We start from the raw sequence: 14,234 nt of genomic DNA, 5'->3' as shown, positions 1-14,234 counted from the left end.
TGCCACCTGAGCCGTCGTCCGCGCCCCACGGAAGCGAGCCCACCGCCTCGCCCCTCTCACGCCGTGGCGAGCAGCCTCCGCAGCCAGCTCACGTGGGCCGCCTTCGCCGCCTGGGAGACCGCCGCCTGCGGGGCGAAGCCGTCGAAGCCGTGGAAACCGCCCGGCCAGACGTGGAGTTCGGCCACTCCGCCCGCTTGCCAGAGGCGGGACGCGTAGGCGACGACCTCGTCACGGAAGGTTTCCGCCGAGCCGACGTCGAGGAAGGCCGGCGGGAGGTTCGTGAGGTCCTCCGCCCGGGCCGGGGCCGCGTACGGGGAGACGTCGGGGCCGCCGCGGCGGTCGCCGAGGAGGGCGGTCCAGCCGGTCTCGTTGGCCGTGCGGTCCCAGACGCCGACGCCGGCCATCTGGTAGGTGGAGGGGGTGTCGTTGCGGTCGTCGAGCATCGGGCACAGGAGGAGCTGGCCGATCGGGCGCGGGCCGCCCCTGTCCCGGGTCAGCAGGGCCAGCGCCGCCGACAGGCCGCCGCCCGCGCTCGCGCCCATGACGACGATCCGCTCGGGGTCGCCGCCGATCTCCTTGGCGTGCTCCGCCGTCCAGAGCAGACCGGCGTACACGTCCTCGATCGGTGCCGGATGCGGGTGCTCGGGCGCGAGCCGGTACTCCACCGACACCACCACCGCGTCCAGCTCCCGCGCGTACTCCAGCGCCCCGGTCACCCCGACCCGCCGGTCGCCGAGGACCATCCCGCCGCCGTGCACGTGGTAGATGACCGGCAGCGCGCCCGCCGTGGAGGGCGCGGTCGGGCGGCAGATCAGCAGGGTGACGGCCGGTTCGCCGACCGGGCCCGGCACCTCCCGGTCCTCGATGGCGAAGGCGCCGTCCAGGGTCAGGTCCAGCTCCAGCGACTGGGTGATCGCCGGGCCGCGACGGATCTCGTCGATGTCCTCCAGCGACATCCCGGGCGAGATGAACTCCTTGATCAGTTCCAGTGCCGCGGCGAGTTCCGGGTCGAACGGGGGCGGGGGCGGGACGGAAGTCATGGGCTTCTCCTGACGCTGGACGCGGCGGCTCGTAGAGCCATGGTCCGCTCGCCCGCCCCCGGTCCGCCCACCGCCGGACGGCGGAACCTCCCCGCCGTCCGGCGGGTGCCTTGTCGTGATGTGACCTGATGTTCACCGTCGGGGCGTGGAAGGGATGCTCCACGCCCCACCACGATGTCCCGACCCCCACGGACCACACCACGTGGCGCCCCACACGCCATTTCCGCATCAGGAGCACCACCCGTGAACATCTCCCTGACCGTCTGGCTGCTGACGATCGCCGCCCTGTGCGCCCTCGTCGGCGTCGACTTCCTCATCGGCCGCACCCCCCACGACGTGTCCGTCAAGGAGGCCGGCATCTGGACCGTCGTCTGGGTCGTCCTGGCCTGCCTGTTCGGCCTGGGACTGCTCCTCTACGGCGGCAGCGGACCCACCGGGGAGTTCTTCGCCGGGTACATCACCGAGAAGTCGCTGAGCGTGGACAACCTCTTCGTCTTCGTCCTGATCATGGGCAAGTTCGCGGTGCCCTCGCAGTACCAGCAGCGGGTGCTGATGGTCGGCGTGCTCGTCGCCCTCGTGCTGCGCGCCGGGTTCATCGCGGCCGGTGCCGCGATCATCTCCACCTTCTCCTGGGTCTTCTACCTCTTCGGCGCGTTCCTGATCTGGACCGCCTGGAAGCTCGTCCAGGACGCCCGCAAGGGCCACGAGAACGAGGAGTACGAGGAGAACAAGCTCCTCAAGATCGCCGAACGCCGCTTCGGTGTCGCCGACCGCTACCACGGCACCAAGCTGTTCATCACGGAGAACGGCAAGCGCGTGATGACCCCGATGCTGGTCGTGATGCTCGCCATCGGCTCCACCGACGTGCTCTTCGCGCTCGACTCCATCCCCGCGATCTACGGCCTCACCCAGGACCCGTACATCGTCTTCACGGCCAACGCCTTCGCCCTGATGGGCCTGCGCCAGCTGTACTTCCTCATCGGCGGCCTGCTCAAGAAACTCGTGCACCTCAGCTACGGCCTGTCGATCATCCTGGGCTTCATCGGCGTCAAGCTGGTGCTGCACGCCCTGCACGAGTCCGGCGTGCACGTCCCGGAGATCTCGATCCCCTTCTCGCTCGGCTTCATCGTGCTCGTCCTCGCGGTGACGACGTTCACCAGCCTGCGCGCCACGAGGGACCAGGAGACGGAACCCGCCGTCACGTCACAGCCGTAGAGGTTGACTTCGAGAGCGCTCGAAGGCCTACCGTCACGAGGGACGGTGAAGGTCCGGGAGGACCGCGCGGCGGACGTGAAAGGGAGTCGGGCATGCGGGTCGGCGTACACATCAACCGGTTCAACCATCCCGGAGGGCCGACGTCGATCGGGCCCGAGCTGGCCGCGTCGGCGGTCGCGGCGGAGGCGGCGGGCGTCAGCTGGCTCTCGGTGATGGACCACTACTTCCAGATGGAGTTCAACGGCGGCGCCGAGGACGCCATGCTGGAGGCCTACACGACGCTCGGCTTCCTGGCCGGGAACACCTCCACGGTCCGCCTCGGCGCGCTGGTGACCGGTGTGACGTACCGCAATCCGGGGCTCCTCGCGAAGATCGCCACCACGCTCGACGTGCTGTCCGGCGGCCGGGCCACGCTCGGCATCGGGGCGGCCTGGTACGACCGTGAGCACCATGGACTCGGCGTGCACTACCCGCCGCTCGCGGAGCGTTTCGAGCGGCTGGAGGAGACCCTTCAGATCTGTTTGCAGATGTGGGACCCGGAGGCGAACGGCCCCTTCGAGGGCAAGCACTACCGCCTTGCCGAGACCCTCTGCGTGCCCGCGCCGGTCAGCAGCCCGCACCCCGAGATCATGATCGGCGGCGGCGGGGAGAAGAAGACCCTGCGGCTGGTCGCCCAGTACGCCGACGCCTGCAACCTGATCGTGTCCACGCCGGACGAGCTGCGCCACAAGCTCGGCGTGCTGCGCGGGCACTGCGACAGCCTGGGGCGCGACTACGACCGTATCCGCAAGACGATCGTCCACACGGGCGAGTCGGTGACCACGGGTGACCTGGACGCGTTCCTGCGGGAGATCGACGGCTTCACGAAGCTCGGCGTCGACACGGTGATCCTGGGCCCGCGCACGGGCGAACCGGCCGAGTGGATCGAGCGGTTCGTGGCGCCCGCGGTGCCGCGGCTGGCCGAACTGGACTGACGCCGACCGACGGGAAAGGGGCCGGAGTCCAGGTGGACTCCGGCCCCTTCGACGTGCGGTGGGGTGCGCGGATCAGGCGGCGACGGCCTCGCCCGCGTGGCCCTTGAGCTGGGCGAGGACCTCGGTCAGCTGGGCGACGACCTCGGCGTCCTCGGACGGGTGGGTCTCGGCGAAGCGGGTCACGGAACCGGGGATCGAGAGCTTGATCTCCTCGATCACCTTGCCGCCGGCGATGCCGACAGCCTTGCGGGCCTCGTCCTGCGCCCACACGCCGCCGAACTGGCCGTACGCGGTGCCGACCACGACGACCGGCTTGCCGCCGAAGCCGCTGGCGCCGTAGGGGCGGGACAGCCAGTCGATGGCGTTCTTCAGGACGGCCGGGATGGTGCCGTTGTACTCGGGGGAGAAGAAGAGGAACGCGTCGGCGGCACCCGCGGCCTCGCGCAGCTTGGCGGCGGCGGCCGGAACGTTGCCCTCGACGTCGATGTCCTCGTTGTAGAACGGGATGTCGGCGAGACCCTCGAAGATCTCGATGTCGGCGCCCTCGGGCGCGAACTTCACCGCGGCCTCGGCGAGCTGGCGGTTGTGCGAGCCGGCGCGCAGGCTGCCGACGAGCGCGAGGATACGAACAGACATGGGGACTCCAAGAGGGGGGCTGAAATACTGCCGTTACGATCCGGACCGAGGTCCGTTTAGATTTGTATCAGGCTAAGCGGACCGCGGTCCAGTTTTGTTCCCAGTGCTTTACGCTGTCTTCATGTCCAGCGCCCTGCCGCCCTTCCCGAAGCCCGAGGAGTCCATAAGCGAGCCCCAGTTGCTGGAGGTCCGCTCCTTCGCCGACGAGCCCTGCCTGCGCGCCGACGCGGCCCGCAACCGCGCCAAGCTGCTGGAGGCGGCGGCCCGGCTGATCGCCGAGCACGGGGTGGCCGGCGTGACCATGGAGGCCGTGGCCGCCGCCGCCGAGGTCGGCAAGGGCACGGTGTTCCGCCGCTTCGGCGACCGCACCGGTCTGCTCATGGCGCTGCTCGACCACTCCGCGCAGACCCTCCAGGCCGACTTCCTCGGCGGCCCGCCCCCGCTGGGCCCCGGAGCGCCGCCGGTCGAGCGGCTGCGGGCGTTCGGGGTTGCCGTGCTGTACCGCCATGCCGAGCAGCTGGACCTGCAACTGGCCGCCCAGCCGGAACCCACCCGCCGGTTCGCCCACTCCGCGCTCCGCGCACTGGGCACACACGTCACGGTGCTCCTCCGGCAGATCGTCCCGGACGCCGACTGCGAGCTGCTGTCCCACACGCTCATGGCGTATCTGGACCCTGCCCTGATCAACCATCTGACACGGCAGTGCGGGATGCCTATGGAGCGGCTGGAGGTCGGCTGGATCGACCTGGTGGACCGGGTGACGGGGACTCAGGCGGCTGGCTGAGGAGGTCGGTTGGGCTGGGCCGGGCTCAACCGTCCGGCTGGGTGGGCTGATTGAGTTGGCTGGGCTCGTTGAGCAGGCTGGGCTTATGCGGCTTATGCGGCTGGTTGGGCTCAAGAGGACCTGCCCGGATGGGCCGGCGGGATTGGCTCAATCGAGACACCTCCGGCTCAACCGCCTGTGTGGGTGCGCCTGTTGGGGTGCGTCCGGCTCAACGGCCGTGTCCGGGTCGGCTGCCGCGCCCAGCTCAATCGCCGTGCTCTCGGCCCAATCACCTGGCTGAGTTGGCCGGTTGGGCGGTGCTCGGCTCGTCACCCGGCTGAGTGCCTTAGTCGGGCTGCGCTCGGGTCAACCACCCTGCTGAGTCGCCCAGTTGTATTGCGCTCGGCTCAACCGCCGCGCCGCGCACAACCCGGCAATCCCGACCGCCCCGCCCGACTCAACCCGTCACACCCCGCTCAGCGCCAACGCTCGCGAAGAAGTCGAGCATGCCCTGCGGGGCGTCCTCGCGGAACATCAGGGTGCCGTTCGCCGCGGAGCCCGCTGCCGACTGCTCGCTGCGCGGGAACAGCTTCGCCTCGTAGGCGGTCAGCGCTGCCTCGGTGTCGTCGGGGTGGGCGGCGAGGGACTGGCCCAGTTCGGCGCCGTCGAGCATGGCGAGGTTGGCGCCGTCGCCCGCGAACGGTGACATCAGATGGGCCGCGTCGCCGAGCAGGGTGACGCCGGGCAGTCGCTCCCAGCGGTGTCCGATCGGGAGGGCGTGGATCTGGCGCGGGGTCAGCGGGCCCTCGGCGTCGGCGAGCAGCGCCCGCAGGCTCTTGTCCCAGTCGGAGAAGTGCCCGAGGGTGTACGCCTTGGCCGCCTCGGTGTCCGTGAAGTCGACGCCGGCGAACGCGTCCTCGGGGACGCCGAGCGCCACGTAGATGTGCAGGCTCCCGTCGGTCTCCCGGTGGGCGAGGAAGCCCTTGCCCGCGCCGAGGGCCATCATCATGCCGCCGCCGACGACCTCGGCGCTCACGGGATGCCGTACGTCGGCGTCCGCCAGGTCCACCTCGACGAACGAGATGCCGACGTACGCGGGCTTCGCGTCCGAGAGCAGGGGCCGCACCCTGGACCAGGCGCCGTCCGCGCCGATCAGCAGACCGGTCGTGAACGAGGCGCCGTCGGAGAGCGTCACCTCGTGCCGGCCGCCGTCGAGCGGGCGGACGCCGGTGACCTTCGCGCCCCAGCGGACCGTGTTCTCGGGCAGCGCGCCGAGCAGCAGATCGCGTAGCTGACCGCGGTCGACCTCGGGGCGCCCGCCGGTGCCGTCGTCGGGGTTGTCCAGCAGAACCGTGGCCGCCCGGTCGAGGACGCGCGTGGCCTCGCCGCCCGGGTGCACCAGCGCGCGGAACTCCTCGTACAGTTCCGCGGCGTGCAGCGCGAGCTGGCCCGAGTCCTCGTGGATGTCGAGCATGCCGCCCTGGGTGCGCACGGCGGGGGAGTCGTCCCGTTCGAAGACGGCGGACTCGATGCCGTTGACGTGCAGGACCCGGGCGAGCGTGAGCCCGCCGAGTCCGCCGCCGACGATCGCGATGGGGTGGTGGGGGGTAGTCATGGTGAACCTCCTTGAGAGGGGCGTGACTTGAGGGGAAGGATGGATGTCAGTCCGGTACGGCGGTCCGCTCGATGCCGGTGATCAGTGCCTGGATACGCCAGGAGAGGCGGGCCTCGTGCGCCCCGGACAGCAGGTCGCCGGCGAGTGCGGCGATGTGCGGGTGGGTCCGGTCGGACACCCGGTTCAGGGCGCCGGTCAGGGCGTCCCAGTCGTCCTGGGCCGGTTCCTCGCCCGCGTGCTCGGCGGCCGTCGCCGTGGCCTGCTGGAGCAGCAGGTCCACGCCCCACGCGGCCTGCGCGGGCGGGACGCCTCCCTCGTCGAGCAGGGCCAGCAGGGTCTCGATCAGGTTCAGGTAGTGCGGGCCGCTGGGCCAGGAGGTCAGTGCCGAACGGGCGAGGCTCGGGTGCTCGAACAGCATCCCGGTGTACGCCAGGAGCACCTGCTCCAGCCGCTCCCGCCAGGAACCCTCCGCCGGGACGGGCCCGATCGTGCCGAGCAGTTCGTCCAGCACCGCCGCGTGCAGCTCCGCCGTGTTGCGGACGTACACGTACAACGAGGCCGGACCGGTGTCGAGCTCCTGGGCCAGGCGCCGCATGGTCACCTTCCGGAGACCGTCGGCGCGGAGCACCGCCACCGCGGCGGTGACGATGGCCTCCCTGCTCAGGGCGGGTTTCGCCGGCCGTTCACGGCGGCTGCGCGGGGTGTCGGGTCGAGCTGTCATGCCTCGACTGTAACGAACATGTTCGCTCCGAACAAGTTCGTGACGAACATGTTCGTAAAAACGCGGACCATGTTGTCCTCGTGACGACCGTTCCCCCGCCGCACTCCCGGGCCCCGACTTCTGCCAAGATGCCGTACGTCATGGTGCAGATACCGAAAACGCCCGCAGCCCCGTCGCCCGCACCGCGCTCCGTGCCCACGAGTGCCGATGTGGCCCGCCTGGCCGGCGTCTCACGCGCGACCGTCTCCTACGTCCTCAACAACACCAGCGCCGTACGGATCAGCGAACCCACCCGCCACCGTGTCCGCGAGGCCGCCAAGGAACTCGGCTACGTCCCGCACGCGGCGGCCCGCAGTCTGCGCGCGGGACACAGCCGCATGGTGCTGATGCCGGCGCCGACCGTCCCGGTGGGTGTGCTCTACAGCCAGTTCATCAGCGAACTCCAGTGGGCGCTCGGCCGCCTCGACTACACGGTCGTCCAGCACGGCTCGGTCGGACTGCACGGTGACCAGGCCGCCCGCGCCTGGGCCGAACTCCGCCCGGTGGCCGTCCTGGTGCCCGGCGCCGGTCTCGGCCCGGAGAGCGTCGCCGTCCTCAAGCGCGCCGGCGCGCGGGCCGTCCTCACCCTCGGCCCCGAGAAGGTCGAGGGCGCCCATGCCCTCCTCCTCGACCACGAGGCCGTCGGCCACCAGGCGGGCGTGCACCTGTACGGCCGCGGCCGGCGCCGGATCGGCGTGGTCGTCCCGGAGGAACCCGGCCTGGAGGTGTTCTCCCGCCCGCGCCTCGAAGGGGTGCGGCGCGCGCTGCTCGGCACGGACGCGACGACCACCGAACTCCCGCTCGCCTACAAGGAGGAGAGCGCCGCCCGGATCGCCCTGCGCTGGCGCGACCTCGGCCTCGACGCGGTGTTCACGTACAACGACGAGTACGGAATGCTCCTGATGCGCGCCCTCCAGGACGAGGGCGTCCGCATCCCCGACGAGACGGCAGTGATCGGCGCCGACGACCTCATGATCGGCCGCCTGCTGCGCCCCCGCCTGAGCACCGTCCGCCTCCAGCTCCCCTCCGGCCGCGACCTCGCCGAGCTCGTCGACAACGCGGTGCGCGACCCGGGCGGGACACCGGGCACGCATGAGCTGCTCGGCGCGTCGGTGGTGCACCGCGAGTCCAGCTGACCGGGGCCGGTGAGCGGTCCCGGGTCGTGGGGCCACGCGCGTCCGGGGTCCGGCGGCTGTGCCCGTCCCGGGTTCGGTGGCCGTGCCCACCTCGGCCGTGCCCACCTCGGCCGTGCCCACCCCGGCCGCGCCCACCCCGACCGCGACGACCGCGCCCGGAGCGAATCGGCCGTACCCGACTAGGATGTTGCACGCTCAACCAGACGGGGATGCGTGCGGCACCGGACGCGGCTCTCGCTGCCGTGCCGGAGCAGCGTATCCCTGGGCGCGGTCGCCCAACTGGCCGCGTGGACACGGGACTTGCACTGCCCGGGTGGGTCCCGCCAGTGACGGATCGGAGAACCGCCATGACGCTGCTCGACCCCAAGACCTGGCAGTCCCGCCCCTTGTCGGGCCCCGAGTACCCGGTCACCGAGCCCGCCACCGGCGACACGCTCGGTACCGTCACGCTCGCCGCCGCCGAGGACATACGCCCCGCCGTGGCGGCGTCCCGCACCGCCCAGGCCGAGTGGGCGCGCGTCCCGCACTTCGTCCGGGCCGGGGTGCTGCGCAGGGCCGGTGACCTCTTCGCCGCGCACGCCGAGGAACTGCGCGAGTGGATCGTGCGGGAGTCCGGCTCGATCCCCGGCAAGGCGGACTTCGAACTGCACGTGGCGGCGCAGGAGTGCTACGAGGCCGCCGCCCTGGCCTCCCGCCCCGCCGGCCAGGTCCTGCCCACGGAGGCGCCCCGGCTGTCGTACACCCGGCGCATCCCGGTCGGGGTCGTCGGCGTGATCGCGCCCTTCAACGCCCCGCTGATCCTCTCCATCCGCTCGGTCGCCCCGGCGCTCGCGCTCGGCAACGGGGTCGTCCTCAAGCCGGACCCGCGCACGGCGGTCTGCGGAGGACTGTCGCTCGCGGCGGTCTTCGCGGAGGCGGGCCTGCCCGAGGAGTTGTTCCAGGTCCTGCCCGGTGGCGCTGAGGTGGGCGCGGCCCTCGTCGCCGACCCGCAGGTCCCCGTGATCTCCTTCACCGGCTCAACTGCCGCCGGGCGCGCGGTCGGTGAGGCGGCGGGGCGTCATCTCAAGCGCGCACACCTGGAGTTGGGCGGGAACTCGGCCCTGATCGTGCTGGCGGACGCGGACCTGGACGCGGTGATCTCGACGGCCGCCTGGGGTTCGTTCTTCCATCAGGGCCAGATCTGCATGACGACCGGCCGCCATCTCGTCCACGAGTCCCTGTACGAGGAGTACGTCGAACGCCTCGCCGCCAAGGCCGACTCCCTGGCCGTCGGCGACCCGCACCGATCGCAGGTCCACCTCGGCCCGATCATCGACGACGCCCAGCTGACCAAGATCCACGGCCTCGTCGAGGCCAGCACGGCAGGGGGAGCCAGGCTCGCGGCCGGTGGTACCCACGAAGACCTCTTCTACCGGCCGACCGTCCTCGCGGGCGTGGACGACGACACCCCCGTCTACACGGAGGAGGTCTTCGGCCCGGTGGCGCCGGTACGGTCCTTCGCGACCGCCGACGAGGCGGCGGCGCTGGCCGCGGCGGGACCGTACGGACTGTCGCTCGGCATTGTCACGCGCGACAGCGCCCGCGGCCTGGACCTGGCGGAACGCATCCCCACCGGGATCGTCCACATCAACGACCAGACCGTGAACGACGAGGCCGTGGCACCCTTCGGCGGGGTCGCCGCGTCCGGCACCGGCGCCCGCTTCGGCGGTGAGGCCAACCTGGAGGCCTTCACCGACGTGCGCTGGACGACGGTGCGCGGGGACGTGGCGTCGTACCCGTTCTGAGAACGAGGGTTTGAGACCCAGGGGAAGATCCCCGGGGGCTTACTGCCCGTTCTGCTCGGCCTGCGCCTGCTGCTCGGCGACCGACTTGTGCACCTCGTCCATGTCGAGCTTGCGGGCCTGGCCGATGACGTCGGTCAGGGCCGCCTCCGGCAGGGCGCCGGGCTGGGCGAACACGGCCACGCGGTCACGGACGATCATCAGGGTCGGGATCGACTGGATGCCGAAGGCCTGCGCCAGCTCGGGCTGGGCCTCCGTGTCGATCTTGCCGAAGACGAGGTCCGGGTTCTCCTCGGCCGCCTTCTCGTAGACCGGGGCGAACTGACGGCACGGCCCGCACCAGGACGCCCAGAAGTCGATCAGGACGAAGTCGTTGTCCGTGACCGTCTGATCGAAGTTGTCCTTGGTGAGCTCCACGGTGCTGCTCATGACGTAAATCCCTCTTCCTCGATGTGGGGGCGAAGCCGTCCCGGACAACACGGTCGTCCGGTCCCGTATTCCGCGCCCCTACCCGTGTGGCCTCAGCGCACACCACCCAGCAGACTGACCCCATGACGGAAACGGAAACCATCGCGTACGACGTCGTGGTGCTCGGGGCCGGGCCCGTGGGGGAGAACGTCGCCGACCGCACCCGTGCGGCAGGCCTCTCCACCGCGGTCGTGGAGAGCGAACTGGTCGGCGGCGAGTGCTCCTACTGGGCGTGCATGCCCAGCAAGGCCCTGCTGCGCTCGGTCATCGCCCGCGCCGACGCCCGCCGCGTACCCGGCCTCGGCCACCTCGTCCAAGGACCCCTCGACACCGCCGCGGTCCTCGCCCACCGCGACTACGAGACCTCGGGCTGGAAGGACGACGGCCAGGTCCAGTGGCTCGACGGCATCGGCGCCGACCTCTACCGCGGCCACGGCCGCCTCGACGGCCCCCGCAGGGTCACGGTCACGGGCCCCGACGGCGTACGGCACATCCTCACCGCACGGCACGCCGTCGCGGTCTGCACCGGCACCCGCGCCCTCCTCCCCGACCTGCCCGCACTCGCCGACGTCAAGCCGTGGACCAGCCGCGAGGCCACCAGCGCCAAGGCGGCGCCCGGCCGGCTGATCGTGGTCGGCGGCGGAGTCGTCGCCGTGGAGATGGCCACCGCCTGGCAGGCACTGGGCTCCCAGGTCACCCTCCTCGTCCGCGGCAAGGGCCTGCTGCCCCGCATGGAGCCCTTCGCCGGCGAACTGGTCGCCGACGCGCTCACCGAGGCCGGCGTCGACCTGCGCACGGGCACGTCCGTCACCGCGGTGACCCGCGAGAACGGCACCGTCGTCGCCGTCACCGACAGCGGCGACCGCATCGAGGCCGACGAGATCCTCTTCGCCACCGGACGCGCCCCGCAGACCGACGACATCGGCCTCGACACGATCGGCCTGGCACCGGGCTCCTGGCTCACGGTGGACGACACCCTGCGCGTCCAGGACAGCGACTGGCTGTACGCGGTCGGCGACGTCAACCACCGCGCCCTCCTCACCCACCAGGGCAAGTACCAGGCCCGTATCGCGGGCGCCGCGATCGCCGCCCGCGCCGAGGGCGTCCCGCTCCTGGAGACCGACCCGTGGGGCGCCCACGCGGCCACCGCCGACCACGACGCGGTACCCCAGGTCGTCTTCACCGACCCGGAGGCCTCGTCCGTAGGCCTCTCCCTCGCCGAGGCGGAAGCGGCCGGCCACCGTGTCCGCGCCGTCGACGTCGAGTTCTCCTCGGTGGCGGGCGCAGGGCTCTACGCCGACGGCTACCGAGGCCGCGCCCGCATGATCGTCGACCTGGACGAGGAGATCCTCCGAGGCGTCACCTTCGTGGGCCCCGGCGTGGGCGAACTGATCCACTCGGCCACGATCGCCGTCGCCGGCCAGGTCCCGGTCAACCGCCTGTGGCACGCGGTCCCGTCCTACCCGACGATCAGCGAGGTGTGGCTGCGCCTGCTGGAGGCCTACCGGGGCTGAACCCACCCGGCCGCCCGGGGACGGAACACGCCCGATCCCCGGGCCGCTCGACAGCCGACCGATTGTCTACGGCAGCTCGAAGCCGAGCGCGGCCGACGCCGCATCCGGTGTCGGCTGCGCCCAGCGCTCCGCCATCGCCTCGTTCGAGGACAGCGACCGCAGCTCGGCCCGGTCCAGGTAGAGCATCCCGTCGAGGTGGTCCGTCTCGTGCTGGACGATCCGCGCGGGCCACCCGGTGAACACCTCGTCCACCGTCCGCCCGTGCTCGTCGAGCCCGGTCAGCCGCACCGACGCGTGCCGTGCGACCACCGCCTGCCAGCCCGGGACGCTCAGGCACCCCTCGAAGAACGCCGCCCGTTCCTCACCGACGGCCTCGTACCTCGGATTGACCAGCACCCGGAACGGCTGCGGCACCCGCCCGCGCGCCACCCGCACCTCGTCCGGCACCGGCGCCGGGTCCTCGATCACCGCGATCCGCAGCCCCACCCCGACCTGCGGGGCCGCAACGCCCACCCCCGGCGCGGCATGCATGGTCACGCGCAGCGCCTCGACGAACCGGGCCAGCAGCGCCGGCTCCAACTGGCCGTCGAACGGCTCGGTGACGCTCCTGAGCACCGGATCTCCGGCCGAGACGATGGGCAACGGGCCGCCGGCGGCGAGGAGTTCCTCGACCCGTTCGGCCAGGGGTGCGCGATCACTGGGGAATGCCATCGCGCCAGGATGCCATGGCCGCCGACCCACCCTGATGTGACCCACGCCACGCGATGTCACGGGAACTCGCGGCCGTCACGCCCCGACTACTGGACCACTACGGCCACCACACGTCACCCGCCCGATTCCCGTCCCCTCCTCCTCGCCCCCGGAGAAACCTGCCCATGTCCACCGCTCCCTCGACCACCACGGCCGAGGCCCCGCAAGAGCCCACCCCGGCACCGTCCCCCAGCCGCTGGGCCCCGCTGCGCCCCCTGGTCCTGCGGCTGCACTTCTACGCCGGAGTTCTGGTCGCGCCCTTCCTGCTCGTCGCCGCGGCCACCGGCTTCCTGTACGCCGGTGCCTTCCAGGCCGAACGGCTCGTGTACGCCCATGAGTTGACCGTTCCCGTCGGCGACCGCGAGCTGCCGATCTCGCAGCAGGTCACCGCCGCCCGCACGGCGCACCCCGAGGGCACGGTCTCGGCGGTGCGGCCGTCCCCCGAGGCCGGTGCCACCACCCGCGTGCTGCTCTCCGGCGTCAAGGGCACAGCCGCGGACCACACCCTCGCGGTGTTCGTCGACCCGTACACCGGCACGGTCCGCGGCGCGCTCGAACAGTACGGCTCGACCGGAGCGCTCCCGCTGCGCACCTGGATCGACGAACTCCACCGCGATCTCCACCTCGGCCAAACCGGCCGTCTCTACAGCGAGTTGGCCGCGAGCTGGCTGTGGGTCATCGCGGGCGGCGGGCTGGTGCTGTGGTTCTCCCGGCGCCGCGCCCTGCGCACGGTGCGCGGCACGAGCGGCCGCCGCCGCACCCTCGGCCTGCACGGCACGGTGGGCGTCTGGGCCGCCGTGGGCTTCATCTTCCTGTCGGCGACCGGACTGACCTGGTCGACCTACGCGGGCGCCAACATCGACCAACTCCGCACCTCCCTGGGCCAGTCCACCCCCTCGGTGTCGGCGGCGGCGGGCGGCGAGCACGCGGGCCACGGCGGTTCCACCGCGACCGGTGACGCCCAGCACGGCGTAGGACTCGACAAGATCCTCGCCGCCGCGCGCGCCGAGGGGCTCGGCAACCCCGTCGAGATCGTCCCGCCCGCCGACGCGAACTCCGCGTACGTGGTCCGGCAGGTGCAGCGCAGCTGGCCGGAGAAGCAGGACGCGGTCGCCGTCGACCCCGCCACCGGCAAGGTCACCGACGAACTCCGCTTCGCCGACTACCCGTTGCTCGCCAAACTGACCCGCTGGGGCATCGACCTGCACACCGGTGTCCTCTTCGGCCTCGTCAACCAGCTGGCCCTGATGCTGCTCGCCGGTTCCCTGATCCTGCTGATCGTGTGGGGCTACCGCATGTGGTGGCAGCGCGGCCGGGGTGCGTCCTTCGGCCGCCCGGTACCGCGCGGCGCGTGGGCCCGGATGTCTCCGCTGCTGCTCGTCCCGTGCCTGGCGGCGATCGCCGTACTCGGCTATTTCGTACCGCTGTTGGGGATTCCGCTGGCCGTGTTCATCGCCGTGGACGTGGTGCTGGGCGAGATCGCGCACCGCCGGGGGAGCCGGACGTACGCGACGTAGCGGGGCACGTGAAGGGGCCCGGTTCCTGACCGGAACCGGGCCCCTGCCGCTGTGTGCCGCGGTGC

13 protein-coding genes are annotated in these 14,234 nt (G+C 71.9%); 7 read left to right on the top strand and 6 right to left on the bottom strand.

Annotation, left to right across the window (positions count from 1 at the left end; genetic code table 11):
* Window positions 1-56 precede the first annotated feature (56 nt).
* Entirely contained in the window at window positions 57-1,040 is a 984-nt protein-coding gene (locus ACIRB1_RS01650; protein ID WP_403464171.1) for an alpha/beta hydrolase, read from the bottom strand.
* A gap of 243 nt (window positions 1,041-1,283) precedes the next feature.
* On the opposite strand from ACIRB1_RS01650, the gene ACIRB1_RS01645 reads away from it, so the two are divergent.
* Window positions 1,284-2,255 carry a TerC family protein gene (locus ACIRB1_RS01645; protein ID WP_352181324.1) on the top strand — a complete coding sequence of 324 codons (972 nt, stop codon included), beginning with the start codon at window positions 1,284-1,286 and terminating at the stop codon, window positions 2,253-2,255.
* A gap of 92 nt (window positions 2,256-2,347) precedes the next feature.
* Window positions 2,348-3,229, top strand: a complete 882-nt coding sequence (locus ACIRB1_RS01640; protein ID WP_352181325.1) for an LLM class F420-dependent oxidoreductase — start codon at window positions 2,348-2,350, stop codon at window positions 3,227-3,229.
* A 72-nt stretch (window positions 3,230-3,301) separates the two neighbouring features.
* On the opposite strand, the gene ACIRB1_RS01635 is transcribed toward ACIRB1_RS01640, so the two are convergent.
* Window positions 3,302-3,865, bottom strand: coding sequence for an NADPH-dependent FMN reductase (locus tag ACIRB1_RS01635; RefSeq protein ID WP_329551484.1), 564 nt, complete (start codon window positions 3,863-3,865; stop codon window positions 3,302-3,304).
* Between the two features lie 103 nt (window positions 3,866-3,968).
* Between ACIRB1_RS01635 and ACIRB1_RS01630 the strand changes: the two genes are divergently transcribed.
* Complete coding sequence (locus ACIRB1_RS01630; RefSeq protein WP_403464170.1) at window positions 3,969-4,649, top strand: TetR/AcrR family transcriptional regulator; 681 nt, start codon at window positions 3,969-3,971, stop codon at window positions 4,647-4,649.
* A 436-nt stretch (window positions 4,650-5,085) separates the two neighbouring features.
* On the opposite strand, the gene ACIRB1_RS01625 is transcribed toward ACIRB1_RS01630, so the two are convergent.
* Both ACIRB1_RS01625 and ACIRB1_RS01620 read right to left on the bottom strand, forming a co-directional pair.
* Window positions 5,086-6,243, bottom strand: a complete 1,158-nt coding sequence (locus tag ACIRB1_RS01625; RefSeq protein WP_403464169.1) for an FAD-dependent oxidoreductase — start codon at window positions 6,241-6,243, stop codon at window positions 5,086-5,088.
* Window positions 6,244-6,289: 46 nt separating this feature from the next.
* Window positions 6,290-6,964, bottom strand: a complete 675-nt coding sequence (locus ACIRB1_RS01620) for a TetR/AcrR family transcriptional regulator (RefSeq protein WP_403464168.1) — start codon at window positions 6,962-6,964, stop codon at window positions 6,290-6,292.
* 128 nt (window positions 6,965-7,092) lie between these two features.
* Here ACIRB1_RS01620 and ACIRB1_RS01615 point away from each other — a divergent pair, with 128 nt between their 5' ends.
* Both ACIRB1_RS01615 and ACIRB1_RS01610 read left to right on the top strand, forming a co-directional pair.
* On the top strand, window positions 7,093-8,139 hold the full coding sequence (locus tag ACIRB1_RS01615; RefSeq protein ID WP_403464877.1) for a LacI family DNA-binding transcriptional regulator: 1,047 nt from the start codon (window positions 7,093-7,095) through the stop codon (window positions 8,137-8,139).
* 347 nt (window positions 8,140-8,486) lie between these two features.
* Entirely contained in the window at window positions 8,487-9,923 is a 1,437-nt protein-coding gene (locus ACIRB1_RS01610) for a benzaldehyde dehydrogenase (protein WP_403464167.1), read from the top strand.
* A gap of 39 nt (window positions 9,924-9,962) precedes the next feature.
* Here the strand turns inward: ACIRB1_RS01610 and trxA are convergent, their stop codons facing one another.
* Window positions 9,963-10,349: a thioredoxin gene (trxA, locus tag ACIRB1_RS01605; protein WP_352181330.1), complete on the bottom strand. Its 387-nt coding sequence runs from the start codon at window positions 10,347-10,349 to the stop codon at window positions 9,963-9,965.
* A gap of 122 nt (window positions 10,350-10,471) precedes the next feature.
* On the opposite strand from trxA, the gene ACIRB1_RS01600 reads away from it, so the two are divergent.
* Window positions 10,472-11,902 (top strand): dihydrolipoyl dehydrogenase family protein, encoded by a 1,431-nt coding sequence (locus ACIRB1_RS01600; protein WP_403464165.1) that lies wholly within the window; start codon window positions 10,472-10,474, stop codon window positions 11,900-11,902.
* A gap of 66 nt (window positions 11,903-11,968) precedes the next feature.
* Here the strand turns inward: ACIRB1_RS01600 and ACIRB1_RS01595 are convergent, their stop codons facing one another.
* Window positions 11,969-12,613, bottom strand: a complete 645-nt coding sequence (locus ACIRB1_RS01595; RefSeq protein ID WP_403464164.1) for a peptide deformylase — start codon at window positions 12,611-12,613, stop codon at window positions 11,969-11,971.
* A gap of 164 nt (window positions 12,614-12,777) precedes the next feature.
* On the opposite strand from ACIRB1_RS01595, the gene ACIRB1_RS01590 reads away from it, so the two are divergent.
* On the top strand, window positions 12,778-14,169 hold the full coding sequence (locus ACIRB1_RS01590) for a PepSY-associated TM helix domain-containing protein (RefSeq protein ID WP_403464162.1): 1,392 nt from the start codon (window positions 12,778-12,780) through the stop codon (window positions 14,167-14,169).
* Window positions 14,170-14,234: the final 65 nt, after the last annotated feature.

This window comes from Streptomyces sp. NPDC096013, assembly GCF_044763565.1.
Classification (GTDB): domain Bacteria; phylum Actinomycetota; class Actinomycetes; order Streptomycetales; family Streptomycetaceae; genus Streptomyces.
This window is presented reverse-complemented; position numbering and strand designations above follow the sequence as displayed.

What these genes read in the sequence shown, in the direction of transcription:
- ACIRB1_RS01650 (WP_403464171.1), bottom strand. Translation starts at nt 1,040, where the DNA reads ATGACTTCCGTCCCGCCCCCGCCCCCGTTCGACCCGGAACTCGCCGCG.
- ACIRB1_RS01640 (WP_352181325.1), top strand. Translation starts at nt 2,348, where the DNA reads ATGCGGGTCGGCGTACACATCAACCGGTTCAACCATCCCGGAGGGCCG.
- ACIRB1_RS01635 (WP_329551484.1), bottom strand. Translation starts at nt 3,865, where the DNA reads ATGTCTGTTCGTATCCTCGCGCTCGTCGGCAGCCTGCGCGCCGGCTCG.
- ACIRB1_RS01625 (WP_403464169.1), bottom strand. Translation starts at nt 6,243, where the DNA reads ATGACTACCCCCCACCACCCCATCGCGATCGTCGGCGGCGGACTCGGC.
- ACIRB1_RS01620 (WP_403464168.1), bottom strand. Translation starts at nt 6,964, where the DNA reads ATGACAGCTCGACCCGACACCCCGCGCAGCCGCCGTGAACGGCCGGCG.
- ACIRB1_RS01615 (WP_403464877.1), top strand. Translation starts at nt 7,093, where the DNA reads ATGCCGTACGTCATGGTGCAGATACCGAAAACGCCCGCAGCCCCGTCG.
- ACIRB1_RS01610 (WP_403464167.1), top strand. Translation starts at nt 8,487, where the DNA reads ATGACGCTGCTCGACCCCAAGACCTGGCAGTCCCGCCCCTTGTCGGGC.
- trxA (WP_352181330.1), bottom strand. Translation starts at nt 10,349, where the DNA reads ATGAGCAGCACCGTGGAGCTCACCAAGGACAACTTCGATCAGACGGTC.
- ACIRB1_RS01600 (WP_403464165.1), top strand. Translation starts at nt 10,472, where the DNA reads ATGACGGAAACGGAAACCATCGCGTACGACGTCGTGGTGCTCGGGGCC.
- ACIRB1_RS01595 (WP_403464164.1), bottom strand. Translation starts at nt 12,613, where the DNA reads ATGGCATTCCCCAGTGATCGCGCACCCCTGGCCGAACGGGTCGAGGAA.
- ACIRB1_RS01590 (WP_403464162.1), top strand. Translation starts at nt 12,778, where the DNA reads ATGTCCACCGCTCCCTCGACCACCACGGCCGAGGCCCCGCAAGAGCCC.